The 22,181-nt window shown below is 52.9% G+C and carries 12 protein-coding genes; 3 read left to right on the forward strand and 9 right to left on the reverse strand.

The genetic code is table 11. The features are described 5' to 3' along the window. Window positions 1-471: 471 nt before the first annotated feature. The 3 genes from B1748_RS27140 to B1748_RS27150 all read right to left on the reverse strand — a co-directional run bounded on the left by B1748_RS27140 (window position 472) and on the right by B1748_RS27150 (window position 2,681). Window positions 472-966: an SMI1/KNR4 family protein gene (locus B1748_RS27140; protein ID WP_087571089.1), complete on the reverse strand. Its 495-nt coding sequence runs from the start codon at window positions 964-966 to the stop codon at window positions 472-474. A gap of 297 nt (window positions 967-1,263) precedes the next feature. After that, the gene (locus B1748_RS27145) at window positions 1,264-2,142 is read right to left on the reverse strand and encodes a M15 family metallopeptidase (protein ID WP_087571090.1); all 879 of its coding nucleotides are present in this window, start codon (window positions 2,140-2,142) and stop codon (window positions 1,264-1,266) included. Between the two features lie 188 nt (window positions 2,143-2,330). Next, complete coding sequence (locus B1748_RS27150; RefSeq protein WP_087571091.1) at window positions 2,331-2,681, reverse strand: S-layer homology domain-containing protein; 351 nt, start codon at window positions 2,679-2,681, stop codon at window positions 2,331-2,333. A gap of 238 nt (window positions 2,682-2,919) precedes the next feature. Here B1748_RS27150 and B1748_RS27155 point away from each other — a divergent pair, with 238 nt between their 5' ends. Further along, the gene (locus B1748_RS27155; RefSeq protein ID WP_087571092.1) at window positions 2,920-3,897 is read left to right on the forward strand and encodes a tRNA dihydrouridine synthase; all 978 of its coding nucleotides are present in this window, start codon (window positions 2,920-2,922) and stop codon (window positions 3,895-3,897) included. Between the two features lie 398 nt (window positions 3,898-4,295). On the opposite strand, the gene B1748_RS27160 is transcribed toward B1748_RS27155, so the two are convergent. The 6 genes from B1748_RS27160 to B1748_RS27185 form a co-directional block, all read right to left on the reverse strand. Continuing rightward, window positions 4,296-7,397: a glycosyl hydrolase gene (locus tag B1748_RS27160; RefSeq protein WP_087571093.1), complete on the reverse strand. Its 3,102-nt coding sequence runs from the start codon at window positions 7,395-7,397 to the stop codon at window positions 4,296-4,298. After that, the gene (locus tag B1748_RS27165; RefSeq protein ID WP_179215850.1) at window positions 7,387-9,396 is read right to left on the reverse strand and encodes a DUF4838 domain-containing protein; all 2,010 of its coding nucleotides are present in this window, start codon (window positions 9,394-9,396) and stop codon (window positions 7,387-7,389) included. Before B1748_RS27165 ends, B1748_RS27160 begins: the two co-directional genes overlap by 11 nt. A 101-nt stretch (window positions 9,397-9,497) precedes the next feature. Further along, a complete protein-coding gene (locus B1748_RS27170) occupies window positions 9,498-15,359 on the reverse strand; it encodes a DUF4082 domain-containing protein (protein WP_179215851.1) in 5,862 nt (1,953 codons plus the stop codon). Between the two features lie 37 nt (window positions 15,360-15,396). Then, window positions 15,397-16,215, reverse strand: coding sequence for a carbohydrate ABC transporter permease (locus B1748_RS27175; protein WP_087571096.1), 819 nt, complete (start codon window positions 16,213-16,215; stop codon window positions 15,397-15,399). Window position 16,216: 1 nt separating this feature from the next. Then, window positions 16,217-17,086: a carbohydrate ABC transporter permease gene (locus B1748_RS27180; protein ID WP_087571097.1), complete on the reverse strand. Its 870-nt coding sequence runs from the start codon at window positions 17,084-17,086 to the stop codon at window positions 16,217-16,219. A gap of 82 nt (window positions 17,087-17,168) precedes the next feature. Next, window positions 17,169-18,479: an ABC transporter substrate-binding protein gene (locus tag B1748_RS27185; protein ID WP_087571098.1), complete on the reverse strand. Its 1,311-nt coding sequence runs from the start codon at window positions 18,477-18,479 to the stop codon at window positions 17,169-17,171. A 232-nt stretch (window positions 18,480-18,711) separates the two neighbouring features. Here B1748_RS27185 and B1748_RS27190 point away from each other — a divergent pair, with 232 nt between their 5' ends. Further along, the gene (locus B1748_RS27190; protein WP_087571099.1) at window positions 18,712-20,580 is read left to right on the forward strand and encodes a cache domain-containing sensor histidine kinase; all 1,869 of its coding nucleotides are present in this window, start codon (window positions 18,712-18,714) and stop codon (window positions 20,578-20,580) included. Next, window positions 20,522-22,036, forward strand: a complete 1,515-nt coding sequence (locus tag B1748_RS27195; RefSeq protein WP_087571100.1) for a response regulator — start codon at window positions 20,522-20,524, stop codon at window positions 22,034-22,036. Before B1748_RS27190 ends, B1748_RS27195 begins: the two co-directional genes overlap by 59 nt. The last annotated feature ends 145 nt before the right edge of the window (window positions 22,037-22,181 follow it).

Here is a 22,181-nt window from a genome sequence, read left to right on the forward strand (position 1 = left end):
GGGGCTGTCCGAGAAGTGAACTTTTAAGGTAGCCCCGTTGTCTTTATGGCCCGATTATATGGGTAGGGGCCTGCACCTGGGCAAACGTGTATGAAGAATCATACACAATACACCAAATAGGCCTGCACCTGGCCAAACGTGTATGAAAAATCATACACAATACACCAAACTAGCCTGCACATAGCCAATCGTGTATGAAAAATCATACACAATCCACCAAATAGGCCTGCACCTGGCCAAACGTGTATGAAAAATCATACACAATCCATTAAATAGGTCTGCACCTGGCCAAATGGTTATCCAATAAATCAGTGAAAACGGAATGCTGGATGCTCGTTTTGGTTAAATGTTAAGTGGCAGGCATCCAATTGCCCTTTTCTTATCCTCTCTATGTCGACAGCCTTTAATCAAACGAAATTAAAATAGACCGCTCACCCAACACAGGCAGCGGTCTAACACAATTATTTATGATTACAACTGTATTGAATTTGCCATAATCAATTCAAAAAACTCATCAAGAGAATTTGCTACCTTTTCAACTTCTTCGAATTCGGGCTCATAGCCACGTACAATAGCACCTTTTTCATTTGTTAAATCAATCGCATAGAAGGAATACCCACCATTAACTGACATAACGATTGGCAAGTAGTTATCCCACCACGCCGTTATTTCTGATTTCAAACGATCATCATCCATTGCTGATTCTAAACTGAGCAATTCAAATTCATTCCATTTAAATTCAGTATCCAAGCTATTATTAAACTCGTCCTCACTAATAAACCAAGTCATTTCATCTGGTGTAGTACATTTTTTAACCACACTTAAAAAATCTAAATATTCATTTGGGATTTCATGATATCTAGATATAATGCTGCTATCTAAATTTAATTGATGCCCAGATTTTTCGGTTATATCCCAATTGTTTTCATTAGCCCAAATCATAAATTCGCCAATTTTTCTATTCATATGTATCACCTTCCAATCGTTTTCTAACCGCTTCTGTTTAACGATTCTGGATTCACAAATCCGTATTGATCGGCTACTTTCGAAAACAACCCGACAACGTGAGCCGCGTAATCTTTCTTATTTGAAAACGCCACATCATAACCTCCATCCCCCTGGTTGATCAGCTAATTTAGCAATTTCCATATTTATACTTGTTCGATTCAGTTTAATTCAATCTCCATGTCCAGGCAACACCCGCTGGAACGAGAAATTTAGCAGTTCAAGAAACGGATAGAGATGAATCATGATCAACCCCTACTACTTTTCAGAGGAAATGGTCACAATAACTCCCCCCATATTGTCACCTGAAATCTGATAGTTTTTATCGATTGGCACATCAATTGTTGTCTCTGCGGAAATCGGGTAATAGTGGATTTCATAGGTTTCGCCATCTATAGGAACCGCGACCTGTTTTTGCTCTTTCAGGTGAGCCAAATATTCCTCCAGTGAAAAGTTGTGCATCTTGATAATCGCACTATGCGGTAGCCCTACGAAACGATAATGCCAAGGTTCGTATATGGTGCCCGTAATTTCTGTCTTGTCCCTTGGATAACGCAAAATAAATCCGTACCTCCAAGCATTTTTCTCCAGCCATTTCCCCTCGGGTGCAAGCTCCATTTTCATTTCGGTAGACCCGATATCGAGAGCCAGGCCGAAATTGTGTTCGCTGTGGCCCGCGGGCATGGCAACCTCCGAACCCATTTCACTATGGAGCTGCTCCTGTTCTTCCATGCTTCGATATCCGCTGTTGATGATAAAATTGTTTACGTTATCTTTTTGTGCCGCTTGAACCATCTCCATAAATACCCGTCCCACACTCTCCGACACCCGAATAGTGTCATCCAGCAAACGGTATCCCTGTACCAGATCTACATGCCGAGAGAGCTGGACGATATCGGATTCGATCGTTTCTTGCTGAACGGGGTGCTCTTTGTTCACAAGTACCAGATTGCCCTTATAGACCTGATCTTTTGCGATTGTTATGGTTCGTATGGTTCGGTACTCCTCATCCAGAGTTTTTTCTTGTGCCTGATCGTATTCGTTGCCTGACTTCTTCAGCGTACCTTGCGTGTTCTGTTGAATCGCGATATAACCACACAAAAAAAGGATGACAAGTATAAATAAACTCTTTTTCATAGACAGCTTCCTCCTTTTCATTCACAAACTCAGATTAGAGAAAACTATTTAAATAAAAGCAGGGAAAAAAATAAATCTTTTCTAAACGTTTATTTTCGAACAAAAAAAACGCTGCCTTCCATAAGGAGCTTGATGCTCCTTTAGGTTGACAGCGTTTTTAACAGCTATGACTTCAGTTTTTCCTCCGCTTATTTGCTTTTAATCAAATTCCATATCGCTTGCGCTGCTTCTGCACGCAATTTATCGGATTTCGGATCAAATACTTGCTCCGATTTCCCTCTCATCAATCCCGCTTGAATCGCTTTGTCCACTCCGCTTGCTGCCCACGAGGATACATTCGCATGATCAGCATAGCCCTGTAGTTTATCACTTTCAGCATTACTCAACCCATGCTTGTACTCGTAAGCTCTTACGAGCAGCAAGGCCATTTGCTCGCGCGTAATTTCTTGTTCAGGTGCAAACTCATTGGCATTGATGACCTGCACTAAACCTGCTGCATACGCCGCTGCAATTTCTTCTGCAAGCCATACTTTTTCCATTTATTGATCCTCCTGTATCGAACCAAATACGTTAGCAATAGCTGCCCCTTCATTATAAATGAACTCACGCCCTGCAAACAGATGCGTATCCTCCGAATGTCCGTGATCGGCCCAGTCCGTTCACTCACACAATGGATTTTGTGCATCAAACGAAAAAAAATGATACGATGTATGATGGATAACGGACTTTGCTATAGCTAAAGTCGTTTTTATATAGATTGCATAAGGAGAAGATACAATGAGTAACGCACAAAATTTTTGGCTTGATTTGCCGAAGCCATTTTTTATACTGGCACCCATGGAAGATGTCACGGATGTAGTATTTCGTCACGTCGTTAGCAAAGCTGCAAAACCCGATGTATTTTTTACGGAATTTACAAATACGGAAAGTTATTGTCACCCTGAAGGAAGAGGCAGTACTCGTGGCCGGTTAACGTTTACAGAGGATGAGCAACCGATTGTCGCTCATATTTGGGGCAATAAACCCGTGTATTTTAGACAGATGAGCATGGATATGAAAAAACTTGGTTTCCGAGGCATCGATTTAAACATGGGATGCCCGGTGCAAAACGTCGCATCCAATGGAAAAGGCGCCGGATTAATCCAACATCCTGAAGTTGCGGCAGAAATTATTGAGGCAGCAAAAGCAGGCGGATTACCGGTAAGCGTTAAAACAAGATTAGGTTACCATGAAATTGACGAGTGGCGCGATTGGTTGGGACATATATTAAAACAAGATATTGCGAACCTTTCCGTTCACCTTCGGACAAAAAAAGAGATGAGTAAAGTAGATGCCCACTGGGAACTCATCCCCGAAATCAAAAAATTACGCGATGAGGTTGCTCCGAATACATTGCTGACCATTAATGGAGATATTCCTGACCGCGCAACAGGATTAAAATTAGTCGAACAATACGGCGTTGATGGCGTCATGATTGGCCGCGGCATTTTCACCAACCCATTTGCATTTGAAAAAGAACCTAAAGAACATAGCGCAAAGGAGTTTCTCCATTTGCTTCTTTTACAGCTGGATCTTCACGATAAATATTCAAAAGAAATCGAACGACGTCCATTTAAACCGCTTCTTCGCTTTTTCAAAATCTATGTTCGCGGATTTAGAGGCGCAAGTGAACTAAGAAACCAATTAATGGATACCACGTCAACAGATGAAGTTCGTCGTTTAGTTAAACATGTTTTAGATAAAGAGTTGGATTGAGGCATATTTGCCTTTTTACGGTCCATCGGCGTTTTTAACGCCTACAGCTGCTCGTTTGCCTACTTTTTGGAGCCTTAAGCGTTACTAACGCCTATGGACGTTAATCTGAGTTACTTTCCAGTCCATCGGCGTTTTTAACGCCTACAACGGCTCGTTCGCTTACTTTTTGGAGCCATAACCTTTCTAACGCCTATGGACGTTAATCAGAGTAACTTTCCGTTCCATCGGCGTTTTTAACGCCGACAGCTGCTCGTTCGCCTACTTTTTGGAGCCATGTAGGTTTTATCGCCAATAAGAATTTCACTTCCAAAGCAAGCTCGGAACCATATAAATTCTGACGTGGTAAAATAGGCTTCTCACAAAGTTCGGTCTGAACTCGTGAGAAGCCTATTTGTTATTTATGTGATCAAATGACGTTTTTTAACTTGAGCTTCATCGCTTTGCCGGATTTCGAGTACCGGACTGTATCCGGTCCCAAACGGGACAAAAGCGTAACGTTCCACCCATGTAATGTCCGGATGCACGTATCCGGTCACTCCGTCCTCCCATCCTTTTTTTCCTTGGAACGTGCTGGGCCCGACGAAATATGGATCTCCCGAGTAATGATGATGAGGCCCCAGCAAATTGCGCAGCGTTCCGGTCAAATGAATCGTAATCGTATTGACTCCGGGATTCAGCAGGTTCGTAAGCTCCCATTCGTAAGCTCCCCATGCCAGCCTTCCCGCGCTCGTTCCGTTAACGTCAACGCTTATTACGCAAGTGGTCGGCTCCTGTAGACGCAGCCACGCGCTTTGCCCCCGACCGTCCCATTCGATCTCTTTTTCCAACGACAGCGTTCCTTGAAAAAAGTGAAAGCCCTGACTCGTCAGCTCGTCGATCTGGTAATGAGTTCGTTGGGGTCGGATCTCGTACGCATCCACCTGTGCCTCCACTAGGTTTTGCGGAGGGCTCCAAGAGCTCCAATACGAGGATGGCTCGACCGCCGTCTCGAAAACGCCGAGCAAGTACAAGCTCTCCAACTCCGTCTTGTGCACGAATCGGTTCCGCTCCGTCTCGAACGCGCCGGAATCGTCCAAATAGCGATGCTCCATCCGGCCTTCGAACACTCTATGAACGACGAGGGTGTTCATCCCGCTCCTGACGTAGGGACCGATCTCCGCTTTCTCGATCGAAGCGTCCAACCATGCCCCCTCTGTCTGTAAGGGGAGCGTGAGGTCGTTTAAGGAGAAACGGCAGGAATGCAGGTCTTCTCCCGCCAGAATTAACCCTTGGCGGCAAGCAAGGTCAGGATGGACGCAAAAAGAAAAAGCCAGTTCGATATCCAGCCGCTCCCGTCGGGAGACCAGAAGCTGCTGGACGTGCAACACGTCGAGCGGCTTGCTCCACGCTTCTTCTCCCGACAGCCGGTAGCGGCATCGGTCCAAGGTCAACGCGTTAAGGACCTGATGCTTTAAGCTCCAAGCTCCCCCGAGCTCGAACGAGCTTCGTAGCCCTTTGCGTTCCAAGCGCTCTTCGGCGACTGGCGCAGCCTCCGGAAGTCTCTTCGCCGCAAACAGGATGGATTCGCCAGGACCGAGCGTGAACGTATGTCTCGTCTTCCCGTCCGCTATCGCGACGGATTGCACGTTCCTCTCGCCCGAAAGGGCATCGACCGCCCACACCTCGCAAGCCCCGTCCCACGTAAGCGCCAGTTTCCGAAGGCCGGGATCCCGGCGGGCGTGAAAGAGAAACAGCGTCCCCTCGTCCTCAGTTCTGCGGTGATGAGCAATGATGTCTTTGGCCGGTCGCCCCGCTTCGTCGGCAAGCCGATACAGGGAGGGCGTTTCCCGCAGCACGAACTCAAACGCCTTATACGTCGGCATGATCCGCTTTACATGCACCTCGCACCATTCCCGCAGCGCCTCCGAGGGCTCCCCCTCGATGTGGCCCGGATATTCCCCCGCGCTGACGACCGTTCCTCCCTGCTCCACGAACTGCCTTAGCAGTTCAAACGTGCTCTTCTCCAGCGAATACAGAGCTGGCAGAAAAACGAGGCTGTACCGGCATTCGCCCACCTTTAGCCGGCCCTGCTCGACCTCGCCGTATCGGCTCAGCAGCGTCTCGTCTCCATAGTCGAACTCCCGCTGCATGTCCAATAGAAGCTGCGAAATTTCCCCAAACCTCCGGTCAAGCTCTCTCACGGCATGAGGCCGTTCCGGCTCGTAGAGACACCACGCGCTGGTAATCGGATGAATGACCAAAATGTCCGCCGCGGATGTTCCAGCGGTCAATCTGTTCTGGCGGTTCTCCACATAGCGATTGAATAAGTCGAAATGCGGCCACCAGGGCTGATGCGGCGACAGCGAAGGCGGATAATCCCGTTTGCGTGCGCCTCGCAGCGAGTAGGACGCCAGGTGCTGGCACTGCACGTTGATTCCGAGCGCCAGCTGCCAATCGGCGATCCACTTCAAATCTTCGAAACGCGCTCCCCAGCCGCTGCAGCCAAACGTCTCCGCCAGCACCTGCCTCCGACCGAGCTGGCGCGCCGCGCTCGCCGCCTGCTTGATCAGAACGGGGCGGGTCAGCCGCAGACCAAGGTGGTCGATACCCGGCATCTGCATCCATTCGTAATGAGGCATCGCCGCGCCGATCTGCGACATCTGGAAAAGAAGGGTATCCTCGGCAGCCATGTGCCCCGTGAAACATAAACCGTTTTTCTCGCACCATAGGCCGATCTGAGCCGTGTATGAGGCGACAAATTGCTTCGTAACCGTCTGCCAATAGTCATGCCTGATCTTTGCCGTATCCGGTTGCTCGAACCAAAGCGCGGGAAGCGCCGACAGCAGGTCGTAGCCGCGGCCGGTTTCGAAAGCCGCGGTCAACGATGGCGACCAAGGCCATTGGCCAACCGCGTACTGGGGCTCGTCGGTAAAAACACCCCGAATCGTACTCCCGAATTCTTGGCCAAAGCGCTCCTTGTACTTTTCATGCGTATGAAGGATAAAGAACGCGACGGCCTCGGGGTTGAGAAGATCGGTATAGTAGGGATTAACGTCATAATAGACATGGAGCACCTGGGAAGCCGCATGCAAAACCTCCTCCGGCGCGATCTGCCGCCACGGTCCCTCTTCCCCATCCCGGATGTAGCAGGCCAGACTACGGTCCGTCAGCCGAAACCTTGCCGGTTCGACGATTTCGCGGCACAGCCATTTTTGCTGAAATCGTTCCCCTTCGCCGGGCACCTTGCCCCCGCAAAATCCGCTGGGCCACGCATCTTCGTCGTAAAGCCAAATTTCCATGTCCAGCAGCTTCGCTTCTTCTACCGCCCAGCCTACGGCTTCCATCCATTCGTCTCCAAGGTACGGCGTTTGCAGTCCGCCTCTGGCGTGAAGGAAGACACCGTGAAGGCCCGCTCGCTTGAATTCGCCCAGTTGCCGGCCAATCTCCTCCCGCTCCAGTTGGTCGTTCCACGACCAGAACGTCAAATTTCCTTTTGTCCAAATCCGGTTATTAGCGAGCATGATTCATCGCCGCCTCCAGCCATTCCGCGCAGCTTTCCCGATCCCAGCCGTCGATTAAATTCTCCCTCTCCAAAGCCTCCCGCCAATGGGACGCGGCCTCCTCCCACCGCCGCTCGATGGCACAAAGCTGGCCCGACGATTGCGAGTGGATGGAACGAAGCTTGGTCGAGACAAAATCGTAGTAGCGCATCAATTCGGCCGCGTCGGCGCTAAGCTCGATGGAGGACGAAGCGACGGCGGCAGGGTCATCGGAGGACAGGGCAGCTGTCCCAAGTTCGTCGGACAACAGGCCGGCAGGCTCATGATACGACGGGCCGGCTGCTTCAAGCGGCGCTTCCAGAATGGCCAGCGCACGCCGGCATTCGTCGATCCGGGCCCGCGGAACGGCTCCGTCGTCCATAGCGGGCTGCCAGCCGAAAACATCCTCCCCGTCCGTCCTCAGCCATGTATCGATAAATCTGAGCTTGAAAAACTCCGTATTGTAAGCCGTGAGTCCGGCCAGGGCATCCGACAGCCGATCCAGACGCTGCCGGCTAATCTCGGCATACGGACCGTACAAATGACGGCATAGGCTTTCGATCGTCGTCTCCGTCTCTTCTTCCTCCCAAGCCATCCGGGCAAAAACATAGAGATTCGGCCACATCGCGGCACGCTCCGAATCCATCTCCCGCCCGGCGTCGGCCGCGGTCACCGCCTGTCCGGAGATTTCCTCCCGGATGATGCGGACCGACTTGCCGTAAGGCACGATCAGGCTCATGACGCCGCTCGCCCCAATGCGGCGAAAGGAAGCCATGTCCTCTCCGATCGTCCGGAACAGCGGCGGAAACAGGGCGGTCAGCATCCAATAATCGGAATAATATTCGAACGCGGTCAGTCCCGTTCCGAACGTCCCGCACGCCTCCGCCCATCGGTCGACAGCCGCTTTGAACCTTACGTCGCGAGGCAGAATAGGCTCCTCGAATGAGTCCCGGTAGTTCCGTCCCCAGCAGGCGATCAAAGTGTCCAACTCGCTTGATGTCGGAACGTCCTCCAGCATGCTCCACTCCAACTGCGCATTATAGGCGATGTGTTCTACGTTCACCTTAATGCCTTTCGCGTCGAACGCTTTGCGAAGCCGATCGAGAAACCCGATATAGGCGGTCATGAACCCGGCTCCGCGGCAAGCGGAGCAGCCGCATACATGCTTATTGTCGTTGGGCCATAGCGATAACGTTCGCAGCGCGTCGCCTTTTTCCAGCTCCCTTTCCGCAAAAGAGACGACGTTTCCGACCATGACCTCGACGCCTGCCTCGCACGAGTAGCACGGCTGATCGATCATTCGCGCGCCATCCTCCCCCGCCAGAGCAAACCATTCCGGATGCTCCGGATAAAGCTCCGCCGCCGGGAAAAACCTGCCCAGACTATGGCCGCCCAACGTGAGCTTCAACTGCCTTCTGGCAAGCTCGGGTCTTAATTGCTCCTCAAACCGCTCCCACAGCTCGATCGTAAAAAACAGATCGTTTAAGCCGTTTTTGACGGACCAATCGATTAAAGCCTTGGCGTATTCGGACGTCTCCGAGCTTTCCAGCACGATCCCCCTTCTCGAAAACGCCGGCTTGTAGCGTCGGCTGCCGACGACCGGTGCGGGCTCGCCCACAGGAACGGAGCGATGTGCAGGAGTTGGCCAGGAGATTCCCGCATGCTCTTCCAAAAAGCGATACGCGCCATACAATACCGCTCTCGGGCTGCCGCCAACAATGACCGCGCCGCCGTTCTCGGCGAATATCCGAAACCCGTCCGCTTCCTCCCGATTACCGTCCGCCGTGTCGAGCACGCGCAGCACGATCGCACCGCCTCCGTCTTCCCCCTCTTCCATCGAACAAGAATACCCGGCAAGAGCCAGATGCGTTTTCAGCTCGGACGCCGCGAAAAGCAGCACTTCATGAGTCGACTTGGGTACCAATATTCGCAAGCCGGAGTCGAGATGGTCCGATAGACGATAGCTTTCTTCTTTTCCCACTGCAACAATCCCCCTGTCCGATATTCGCGATAAGGGGAAGGCAAGGCCCGCCATCGGCACCTTGCCTTCCCGTACAACTATTTTTCCGGCACAGGCAAAACTCACCTTGACAGCAAGTTATAAAGCACCTGTGCCATTTCTGCCCTGGTGGTAGTGCTTGTCGGCGTAAGCTTTCCAACACTTCCTCCGATGGTTCCGGTTTCTACTAACAATGTCATAGCGTCCTTTGCCCACGAAGCAATCTGCCCTGCGTCGCCGAAGCTTGAAAGTGTTTTGCCGGAATTGCCCTGCGGCAGCTTGTCGAAGGCCTTTAAAGCGTTGTACAGCAGAGCAAACATTTCCTGCCGAGCAATCTCCCTGTTGGGCGCAAACCTATTATTTCCTATGCCTTCGGCTATTCCCAATCTTTTTGCCGCAGCCAGATAGCCGGTATAGTATTTGCTCCCTGCATCTGCGAAGTTATTTGACCGATTTTCATCCGGGGCAATCTCATAAGCCCTCATCAGCATGACAAGGAATTCACCTCGAGTCAGCCGTGCATTGGGGCTGTAATTGCCGTTGCCTGTACCTGTAGTGATACCTCTTGCCGCAATAAAGCCCACTGCCTTGTTGTACCATGCATTTGCCGCTACATCTGCAAAGCCAACCGGATTGTATCCCACAGCATAGTCGCTGAAATGAGTGGTGGTAAAAGTCACTGTGCCAGCGCTCGCGTCATAATGTCCATTGGGAACCGCTATAGCCTTACCGCTTCCATCGATGAACCAAATTATAATTTTTTCAGGATGGGCAAGCTCTGCTGCTGACGGTGAATAAGGTATCGTTACCGTCACAGATGCGTTCGGGTTGTTCCACTCTAATTGCTTCCCGTCTATGGACATGGAAAGCTTGATCAGCGGTCTTTTGCCAATGGCTTTTTTTAATGCCTCAGGCAGTACGGATTTATTACCCTCGCCGATAGAGATTTCCGCTTTTGATCCAGCTACTCCTTTTGCGCCCGTCAGCATATTCGATGGAACAGTAACGCTGCCTTTATCGGTATTAACCCTCAGAGCGCCTTGCCTATCAGTCGTTGACAGATATGAAATTGGAATACCCGTGGTATAGATATCGACGTCCGTGATGGATGGGACTGTAATCACGGAAGTTCCGCCATTTGATAAAAGGTTGTTTATTGAAGCCGTCTCTAAAACTGCAGTTCTAGTTTTTGCATCAACCTTAATGGGCAGGGTCGTATCTTTTGCACCGTTGCCTGACGCATCTATCACTTTGATGACTGCGTTATAAGCTGGTGTGGAAGGCGTGCTGACTCCGTTATTGCCTGTTGAACCGTTATTATTTCCGGAGCTTTTCCATTCCGCTGTTACCGTCACATTCTTTGCGGGCATGGCAAATGTAGTGACAGGGTTGTCTGAGTCGGTAAAAGTCACACCATCGCTAGAACTCCACCCCCCGAACGTATAATTGCTGCGGCTGCCGGCATTTATGGTAATAACCGCACCTTCCGAGTAAGTGCCCGCCCCCGATTCGGCTGCGTAACTTCCGTTTACTGCAAGTGCATAATTTGCTGCAGGTTTTTCCTCAAATACGGCCTTTACATTTACCGCCTCATTAGGCATGGTGAATGTATTTCCATCGATTGTTAACCCTTGCGGACTGACAACCTTCCATTCTTTGAAGATATAGCCCGCCTCTGGTGTCGCGTTCAGCTCAACTATGGTATTCACTCCCGCAGAAGCGACATTGGCGCTCGCTGTGCCGTGACCTTCGGTTTCAACCGCGATGCTGTAGCTGTCCGGCTCAGGGTTGCCAACTTCGGGCACGAACAAAACGTCTCGGAAATAGTTCGTACTGTTAAACGTGTAGATCGGCATCGTTCCGATCACGGTCGTGCTCACTCCGCTGTCCTCGTAGGTGACCAGATCCCCGTTGACGAACGGTTGGGCGAAGCCTTGCGGCGAAGCCGCATAATAATAATCCGACGGCCCGTTCGTGATCGAGACGATATAATCCGTTCCGGCGGAGACTTCAACCGGTTCGGGCAGCAGGAACTCCCGCCATCCGGGATGCCTCGTGGACACGTTCCACGTATATGGACCGGCGATTCGCTGCCCGTCGCTTACTCGCCAGAGAGAGACCAGATGGGCTCCTCCTTCGTCGGGATGGGCGTACAGGCGAACGCCGACGATACGGCCGTCCGCCGTCGTTTGGAATTTCGTCCCCAACTCGTAACGGGCGTCGTTGGAGAAGCCGAGCGGAACCTCTGCGCCCAGAACGGTCTGCTCGTGGTCCGGCATGAAGACGACATCCCGGAAATAGTTCGCGTCATTAAACGCAAATGTAGGCATCGTTCCGAGCGAGGTCGTGTTGACTCCCTCCCCATAGGCTACGAAACGTCCGCTCCCGGTCGGAACCGCAGGACCCCCTTGTCCGCTTACGGCATACAGCTTGTCGCTCACGCTGTTCGTGACCGATACGATGTAGTCGCTGCCGGCTTTGATCCGGACTGGCGCCGGCAGGGCGAACTCCTTCCACCCGGACGTCCCGGCGCTTACGTTCCAATCGTAAGGCCCGGCCAGCAGCGTTCCGTCATCGGCGTTCCATAACGATACCCGATGAATGCCCGCCTCGTTTTTATGCGCGTAGATTCTCGCTTTGGTCACATAACCGTTGGTGTTGGCAGAGAACCGGGTCCCGAGTTCGTACACCTCATCGCTGTCAAAACGCTCCGGGGTTTGTCCAGCCTGCAGGCTTGTGCCATTGTTCGGCTCGAAGACGACGTCCCGGAAATAATTTGTACCGTTAAACGAATGCGTTGGCATCGTTCCGATCGAGGCCGTGCTTACGCCGCTGCCGGAGTAGGCGACCAGATGTCCTCGCTCGATCGGCTCGGCGAAGTCTTGCGGCGTGTAGACGTAAAACTTGTCATCCGCGCTGTTCGTCACGGAGACGATATAGTCGGTATCGGCCTTAACGGCCAAAGGCGAAGGCAGCTCAAACAGCTTCCAGCCCTCGTTTCCCGCAGGGAAGGTCCAGTTGAACGGACCGGCTGCCTGCACCCCGTCATCCACTCGCCAGATGGAGACGACATGCTGCCCGCCTTCATTGGCATGCGCGTACAGCTTCACATGCGTAATCGTTCCGTCCACGGTCGTCTTGAACCGGGTTCCAAGCTCGTAGCGGGCATCGTTGCTCGCCCCTGTCGGCGTTTCCCCCGCCAGAATCGACTCGCGGCCCGTCTCGGGATCCGTTGCCGGCACAGCCGCCGTCGGCGCCGAAGCCGTGACGAACGCATCGGCTACAGCAGCCGTTCCCGTGGATAGGCGATGCTTATCCGCTGATACGGTCAGCGTGGCGCTATGCGTACCGGCGGGCAGATCCAGCGCCAGAACGAACTCCTTGGCGTGCTCGGTCCGAGGAGCGTACAGCTCGGCGTAAGGATACTTTACGCCGTCAATCTCGACGTCAATCCGACCTCCGTCCGGCCCGGCGGATGCGATCAGCGACAGATACGGTCCGGAGAAAGAATAGGTCAGCTTTGAGCCCGGAACGTTCGACGATAATGCAGTGCCCCCGGAGTAAGACGGATTTGCCTCATCATTCCACGTCCCCGTCCTGACGACCGAGCCGCTTTCGGCTTCGACGGCCGCAGTGACGTAGGGAACGACGGCGAACAAGGAAGTCGCCTCGTCCTCCATATCGAAGCGGAAAGAGCTCACGTTCTCCCCTACCGTCGCCCGATTCACCACGTCCACCACTCTCGATGGCTTCGGCAGCGCAATCGACTTTATCCCCGCGTTGCCCGTAGCCGAATGGATCATCAGCAGCTTGCCGTCGGTGCGGATATTGTCTTTGCCGTCATAAGAATACACATGGGCTCCGCCCAGATTGCTGGCGATCGAACGGATCAGTCCAGCCTTGAGTGTTCCGGAACCACTGAAAATGGAGGTCCACGACCCCATGTCTTTGCGGGCGAAGGCTGTTTTGCCTGTTTCCCCATCGTAATAACCGAGCTTAACGGCGGCAGAATCGGTGACATGGAAGGACGGAGTGTACGCATATTCAGGTTCCACGGCGCCGCTGTCCTCTCCGATCCTCCAACCTCCGATCGTCATCGCGCCGCTGCCTTCGGTCGCGGGATCGGAGAAGTTCGAAATGATCGTGGCTGCGCTGGAATAATCGGACTTGGCGACGGTCATGCCGATCAGGTCGGAAATATTCGCGGCGCTGGATCCGGAATCGTCGAAATAGCCGGGTGCGCGCAGAAAGACGAGCACGTTGCCGTCCCGCTTCAAGTCGTTGATCTCTGCCCGCTGATCCGATGTAGCGCGATAAGCATTAAGGAACACGAACGTTTTGACCGAATCGGGGATGTTCGGCAAATCGGACATCACGTAATAGCCGAACTTCACGCCGCTCCGGGCCATTTCTCTCTGCTGCTGCTCGAACAGATGAAAGAAACCGTAATCCAGATAGTATTCCGGGCCGTAAGGATTGTTGGTCGGCGTTATCTGGTTGACGTTTAACGTATGATACGGAAGCGAGTTCTCGTCCACGATGACCGCCACGTCCGGCTTGAACTGCCGGTCGGCGCTTTGCAAATACCGGCTCGCTTGCACGCCCAGAAGCTTTTGGTATTCGTCCCAAATCTCCTCTTGCTTGAACCAGCCCTTGGAGTTGATATCCATCAGGTACTGGCCGCCCCCGGTGACGATCTGGTTGCCTGTCTCCCGCCGTAGCGCTTCCAGCGTTTCGTCCAGCGAGTACGTTCTGGGAGTGAACATAATGTCGTCTCGAAAGGGCAAGCCGTCGACGAGATGGGTGCGCGTGTCGTTTTCCAAAATAAACATTTTACCGTGCAGCGCCAGCGAGTCAAAGGATCCCATCGGCCCCGCGTTGATGCCCATAGCCCGATCCCCGTACTTGACGGGAGCGCTGATGAAATCCACGGTAGAGGAGGCGAGCAAGTCCCCTAGCGCATAATGGCCGTTGTTGGATGGGCGGGCGTAGTGGGCGGCGACGTAGTGGTAGCCGTACATCGACCCGAGCAGCGTCTGACCGCCGGTCTCCCGCTTGAACAGCCCTCCTGCGTAATCGATCGTCTCGGCTATTTTTTTGCTATAAAACGTTTGATAGTCGATTGCCTTGCCTTCGGCGGCTATCGAACGGAAAAAATTCTCCTCCGAATGATCTCTTTCTTCCAAGGTCGGGATGCCCGCCGTGGCAAGCGTGACTCCGGGATCATTCCAAGCCGCTTGCAGAGCCGCATCCGTCTCGTATTTATCGGTTAGCCACTGGCGGAACGCCGCTACCATCGGAGGCGAGTAGTCCTCTCCCGCTCCGATTCTTCCCTCGCTGTTGGAGTCGAAGTACCATTCTCCGCTATCCATGTTCATGATCTGAAAGCCCAGTATCCGGTCCGCATAAGGCTGCTGCTTCAGCCAGGCGATATAATCGACGACCAGGGTGTCAAGTTGATCCCGCCAATCTTGCGACGCCAAGGACGGCCATCCGGAACGCAGTCCCCGCTCCGTCACCGCGTACTGATCCTCCGCCAGATCGAACAGCTGCCCGTCAGCGATGCCGATGCGCATAATGCCGTAAGCGTTGGGATCACGCTGGAACACGTCCTCGTTGACCTGTTCGTTCCAGGCCATATCGTCCAGCACGTTAATCCAGAACGTCACATGCACGTCGCGCGATTCGGCCATCGTAATCGTATCCAGAAAAGGGCCGTAGTTCGGATGGATTTTCATCGTACTGCCGTAGTTAAACTGCGGGACGACGGGGGTACCGTTAATTTTGAACACCGGTCCGCCGTTCTCGTTGGAAATCGTGGCGGTGACGGGCCAGTTTCCGGACGCGTGCGCTTTGGAAGAAGGCCCCTGTGTAATGGTTATCGTCCCGGTCAAGCCTAATACGATTGCCAAGCAGATTCGAAGTGCCACGGAAAAACGGTTCATGTTAATTCCTCTCCTCATCTTGAGATTTCAGGCATCGTCAGCCTTTGACCGCGCCGGACATCAGTCCTGACACGAAATGCTTCTGCCCCGCGATAAACAAGGCGACCACGGGCAGCGAAACCAAAATCAGAAACGCATACACCAGATTCCAGTTCCGAACATATTGGCTGATAAAATTGTAAACGAGCATCGGAAGCGTCCATTTACCGCTGTCGTTCAGGAAAAACAGCGGCATGCTCAAATCGTTCCACACGCCGACCAGCATCAGGATCGATTGAGTCGCGATGACCGGTGCGAGCAATGGCAGGATGATCGACCAGAAAATTCTCATTGTGCCGAAGCCGTCGACGAAAGCCGATTCGTCCAGCTCGCGCGGAATGCCTTTGATAAAGCCCGTAAACAGAAAGACGGCGAACGGAAGATTCGTAGCGACGACGACCAGAATCAAACCGGTGAACGTATTCATCAAACTCAGAAATTGCAGTGTTTTGATCGTCGGAATGTACATCAGGGGAGCGACGAGGCCCGCGATGAACAAAAAATACACCCCCGACACAAACCGGCTTTGCCTTCTCGCCGTGACAAAGGATGCGACCGCCGCCAGTACAAGCGTCAGCGCAATCGAAAACGAGGAGATGATTACGCTGTTGCGCAGCGACTGCAGGATCCTCTCTCCGGACAGCACTTGACGGAAGTTTCCGAACTCCCACACCTCTGGCCACAGCCTATCGAAGGCGGAGGCTTCCATGCTGCTCTTGAAAGAGCCGAGAATCATCATCAGAACGGGAAAAAAGTAGAAGAAGGCGGCAACGGCGAGCACAAGCTCCAGAAGAGGTTTTCCTATCCGCTTTCTCATGTTAGATATCCACTTCTTTTCTTTTGAAATAGGTCAGCAGCAGGATGGAGAAGGACGTAATGAGCAAAAACAGGATCAGGTTCATCGCCGTGCCCAGCCCCCAACGACCATCGCCGAACATCTGGAAGGCGATCGAGTTAAGCACCGAGGATGCATAACCCGGTCCGCCGTTCGTCAGCACGAACACCTGCTCGAATACTTTGAAGCCGGCGATCAGACTGAGTACGACGTTGACGCTGACCGCCTGCATCATGAGCGGCAGCTTGATGCGGAAAAACTCCTGAAGCGGATTCGCCCCGTCGATCTGCGCCGCTTCTCCGTAATCGCGAGGAATCGCGAGCAGCCCGGCCATGAAAATAATCATATGAAAGCCGGTGCCCTTCCACACGTCAACGAAGCTGACCGTATACATGACGACGCTCCGGTCCACCAGCCACTCCTGCCGCAGCCCACCCAGCCCGATAAAACCGAGAAACTGGTTAAGGAAACCATCGGGATGCAGCAGCGCTGTAAACAGCACGCCGACGACGATAAAACTGAGCACGGTCGGCAGAAAAAAGACGGTGCGAAACAGTCTCTTGAATCCGATCCGGCTGCATAAAGCGACTGCGAGCAGCATGCCGAGCACGTTTTTCCCAATACTGGTCACGACCGCGAACAACACCGTATTGCCTATCGACAGCATCAGGTCGGCATTTTTCGCAATTTTGACGAAGTTGTCGAGCCCGGTAAACCGGATCGTATCGCGATAAGCGTTCCAATCCGTAAACGAATAAATGAAGCTGAACAAGGTCGGAAAAATGAACAGAGCCAAGTAGATGAGCAGAGCAGGGTACAGAAAAAAATGCGGGTAAAGCCGTCTAGCATTCATGGCGTCTTCCTCCGAGTCTGTAATTAAGGAAGAAGAGGCTTCCTTGTCGTCGGCCTCTTCTTCGGCAGCTAACCCGTTTCGCTTACCATCCCGGCAGCTCGGCGGCTTTGGCCAGCTCGGCGACTTTCTCGTCCCAAGCCTCAAGCACCTGCTTCGGTGTCTTGCCTTTGCCGAACATGTCCTGATAGAGCCGGAACAGCTCGGACGTATCCACGGCAATCAAATCGTTATATTGACGCACGACCTTACCTTGGGAGATGTACTCGTCGTATTCCGCTTGCATCAGCGGGTTAAAGCTGACCTGGACGTCCTTGAACGCCGAGAATCTCGGATCTTCCGCGTACTGAATGCCGATAATGTCCGGTTGGCTCCAAAAGTCCAGAAACTTTTTCGCTTCTTCGATGTTTTTGGAGTTTTTGGAGATGAACCAGCCCGTTACGGTACCGACGGTCAGATCGGGGTTGTCCACGCCCGGCGTCGCGAAAATACCGTAGTCGCCCACTTGCTCGCCCGCATCGATAAAATCTCCGAGCACGGTCATAGCCGCTTTCCCCGAATTCATCGCTCCCCCAAGACCGTCGAAACCTACGGAAAGATGGTCTTCGTTCACATAACCTTTCTCGAACAACTGCATGATCTGCCCCAAAGCTTCCTCGAAGCCCGGAACGTCTGCGTGCTTGAGCTGATTGGCGTTAATCTTATCCATGATATCGGTGTTCTTGACGACCTCCGAAAACGTGGTCAGTCCCCAGATTTGCGCGACCCATCCGTCTTTGTTCCCCAGATAGAACGGCGTGATGCCATTCGTCTTCAGCGTCTCGCATACTTGCAAAAGCTCCTCGAACGTTCTCGGTACGCTCAGGTTTAGATCGGCGAATATTTTTTTGTTGTAGACGATGCCCAGCGCGGAGCCAGAGGCGGCGAAAGGCAGGTTGTAAATCTTGTCGTCGATTTTGAGGATATCCGGATTGACGAGTCGGCCGACCCATGGTTCGCCGGATAGGTCGACAAAATTGTCGGTCGGGTTGTATCTTCTCGCCATGTCGGAGACGTTATGTCCGACGATATCCGGCAAATTCTTCGTTGCGATGCGCGTTCTGAGCAAAGTGTCGTACTGGCTTCCATCCACAGTCTGCAAATCGAAGGTTACGTGCGGATTGCGATTCGTGTATTCCTTAGTAATCGTTTCGTAAAATTTGTTGTTGCCTCCGACCATGATCGAAAGCGTCACTTTCTCCGGAGCCGTCTCTTTGCTGGCAGACGGCGTTTCGGATGCAGGCTGCGAACCGCTGGCAGACGGCTCGGCCTTGTTTCCGGACGCGCAAGCCGAAAGGAAAAGCAAAACAAAGCATGTTAGAAGGGCTAACGCAGATTTCTGTAGACGAAAATTCACTTGCTGATTCCCCCGTTCATTTAATGAAATTATGATCTTTTTTGTCGAGCGTCGGACATGTCCCGATCTCTATTGTAAACGCATTCAGCTCGGAGAAGAATGGACTCGTTAGGAAAACCGCATGTACGATTCGGCACAAAAATAACGCGTTTCCCGGGGGTTGGACGAATTGTCAAGTCGTCTGTTACATTAGGCAGAAGAGTCGGATCATTGCGAAAGAGAGGGCTGGCGAATGCTGAAAAACGGGAGCCTCCAGACGAAAATTTTCGTCACCTATTCGATCCTCATTCTATTAATCATCGCCTGCATTGTCGCCGCCTTGGCCGTGTACTCGTCAAAAATGGTCCAAAAAGGAGTCTATACCGGCACCGAACGCCTGCTTCAGAAAATTACGGAGCAATTCGACGGGCGCGTAAAGGATATGGAACGGATCAACGTCAGCCTGCTTCTGGATGAAAACCTGGCTAAGCATCTCTATACCCCGGCCAGCATCCCGGGCCTTGGGGTTCAAGACACAAGGAAGCTGACCAACACGATTTCCTCGATCAACGGTCCTTTCAGCTCCGCCTTTAAAATCGTCGCCTTTAATTTTGAGCACAAGTATGCCCTCTCGCCGCAGTCGTTAGACAACGCGGAAGCGCTCTTCCAGGCCGGCCTGGAAGGCATTCCGATCTTCGCACCGCTTGCGGACGGAGACGGCAGCTTCACGCTGCTTCCCCCGCATCTCGACAACTGGTCGCAGCTTCAGGTTCCGGTATTTTCTCTCAGCCGCAAAATCAAGGATGCGGCGGGTAGAGAGTACGGTTATATCGAAGTGCAGCAAAGGTATAGCGATCTAGCTCGCCTATATGAACCCGACCCGGCGATCGATTCGGAGTTCTATATATTCGATCCGACAGGCGACCTGTTCTATCCGCGACCGTCCATCGATGCCTCGGCCTCTGCCGAAGATGCAGAGCTGTACAAGCCTTACGTATTTGCAGGATCCAGCGGCTCGGCTTCGGTCCGCAACAGCGGGGGCGAGCCGATGCTGCTTACCTACCGCCAATCTCCGCTGACCGGCCACGTGCTGACCATCGCCCAATCTCGAGAGCAGGCGCTAGCTTCCGTCGGCCGGCTTAACGCGCTGATCGTCGGCGCAGGCTTACTGGTCCTGCTGGCGACGCTGATCGTCCTTCATCACAGCTCGAAGCGGCTTACCCTCCCTCTCCGGACGCTGGGCAGCTCGCTTAAGCAGGTGACCTTAAGCAATTTGGCGCTGAACATCGACTATACGGACAAAAACAACGAGCTGCAGCAGCTCGATCGGCTGTTCCGAAAAATGTTTTCGCGCTTGCAGCTGTCGATCGAGCAGTTGACCGAGGCGGGCGAACGGGAGGCCAAGGCGCAATTGCTGGCTCTCCAATCCCAGATCAATCCGCATTTTATCCATAACACGTTAGCGACGATCGGAGCCTCGGCCAAACACGGCGAGCAGCCCGAAAAGGTCGCGGAAATGTGCAGGCAGCTCTCTTCGCAGCTTCGCTATACGACCTCCTCCGACTTTGTTCGGGTCGAGGATGAAATCGAATATACGCGCAATTATTTAAATTTGTTGAAATACCGCTACGAGGAGCATTTCGATTTTGAGATTGACATCGAGCCTGAGCTGAGGGACATTGAGCTTCCGAGAATCACGATCCAGCCTTTCGTGGAAAACGCGATGAAGCATGCATTCGCCTCCGTTCCTCCTCCTTGGCATATACGGATCGAGGGACGGGTAGCGGACGGACATTGGAAAATATCTATCCTCGACGATGGAGCTGGAGCTGACGAGCTGGCTTTAGAGGCGCTGAGGTCGAAGATCGAGGCTTTGTTCTCCAACGAGAGGCGATCGGGAGACGAGGTCCGTACGGAATCGTACAGTCTGGGCATCGTCAACACGTATGCAAGGCTGATGCTCCTGCACGGGGAAAGCGCGACGATGAAAATCGAGAACGCTCCGGAACGGGGACTGAAGGTAAGCTTTGGCGGAAAAATCAAAACGGGAACGGAGGACGGACATGTACAGGGTAATGGTAGTCGAAGACGAGCCTCCTTTGATTCGGGACATTCGGTATGAGATCGAACGAAACTCCTCGCTTTTCCGGGTGACGGCTACCGCGATCAACGGCGCCGACGCTCTGCGAAAGCTGGAAGAGGAAACCCCGGACGTCCTGTTTACCGACATTCGCATGCCGGTCATGGACGGCCTGGAATTAATCAAGACGATCCGGCAAAAAGATCCTGAGCTCCCGTTCGTCATTCTGAGCGGCTACCGGGATTTCGACTATGCCAAGGAAGCGCTAAAATTTCAGGCCTACGACTATTTGCTGAAGCCGGTGTCGCCAGACGATGTGCGGAAGGTGTTGGCCAAGCTCGGAGCGATGCTAGAGGGGCGGAAAGAGCAGAAAAAGCGGTCGCTGCTGCTCTCCGCGCTGCATGGGGAGCAACTCCGCGACGAATCCGATGGGTTGTTCGCCGGCCGCTCGTTGGGGCTGCTTGTGGCGCTGTGCGGGGGAGCGTCCGGGGCGGAAGCAAACCCTGCCGACTTGGAGTCGGAGCTTGCCACGCTAACGGATCCTGGCACTACGGTCCGAGTATGGAGCGGGAAAACGTCCTCGGAGAAAATCGTGATTGTCGATGGGGATCGGGACGACGACGGGGAGATAGCGAAAAGAGAGCAATTGGCGAAAGCGTTGCAGCGTTTGCTGGAGGCAAGATCGGGAAAAACAGTTAACATCGCAATCGGAGCACCGGTTGCCCGGTTGGGCGACATCGCAGGATCGCTTGGTTCTCTCCGGGCTTTGCTGCGGCGAAGGGCCGAACACGGCGTATCCAAGCTGATAAGGGAGAACGAAACACCAGATGCGTCGGAAGCCGGTTCTCCTGTTACCGTTCTGACAAACGAAAGATTGATCTCCTTAAGATCAATGGTTCATCTGCAGCAGAAAAGCTTGTTCAAGGCCGAGTTGTCCTCGTTGATCGGAGAATGGCACTCGGCCCAGCTTCCCGTCCCGGACTTCACGGCCCTTGTGAAACGGACCCTCCACGCTGTCGGCAATGGGTATTGGAGGAGGGACGTCGATATCGATTCCGTCGTCGACGAAAGTATGGAAAGCGTTACTCCTAACGAAATATGGAGCGACTCTCTAATCGAGCGGCTAGAAGTTGTTTTGTTCGTGGAGAACAGCATCTCGCGCGACTCTCCGGAAGGCGTCGTCAGCAAACTCGACGACTATCTGAAGGCAAATTCCCATCGCAATTTCGATCCAAAAGAGCTCGCTTCCGGCATCGGCCTCACCGCCCCTTATTTGAGCAAGCTCTTCAAGCAATACAGAGGAATGCCGCTGATCGAATATCTCGCATATCTCAAGATCGAGAAGGCCAAGCAGCTAATCCGTTCCGACCCGGAGCTGCTGGCGAAGGAAATCGGCGAAATGCTAAGGTTCACCGATCCTTTCTACTTCAGCCGTCTGTTTAAGAAGTTCGAAGGCTGTAGCCCATCGGAATACCGCAAGCGGCTGGAGAAGCGGTAGAACCGCTCGGCCTATGGCGTTGCATAAAAAGAAAAGAGCTCGTCTTCGGTTTCCACATCAAATAACGGGAACGCGAATCCTGATTCTAGCTGGTCTGATCCATAATACAATTAAGCTGGAACGAGATAAAAAAACCGTCAGAGCA

Origin of the sequence: Paenibacillus sp. MY03, assembly GCF_002165585.1 — a bacterium.
GTDB lineage: Bacteria > Bacillota > Bacilli > Paenibacillales > Paenibacillaceae > Pristimantibacillus > Pristimantibacillus agaridevorans.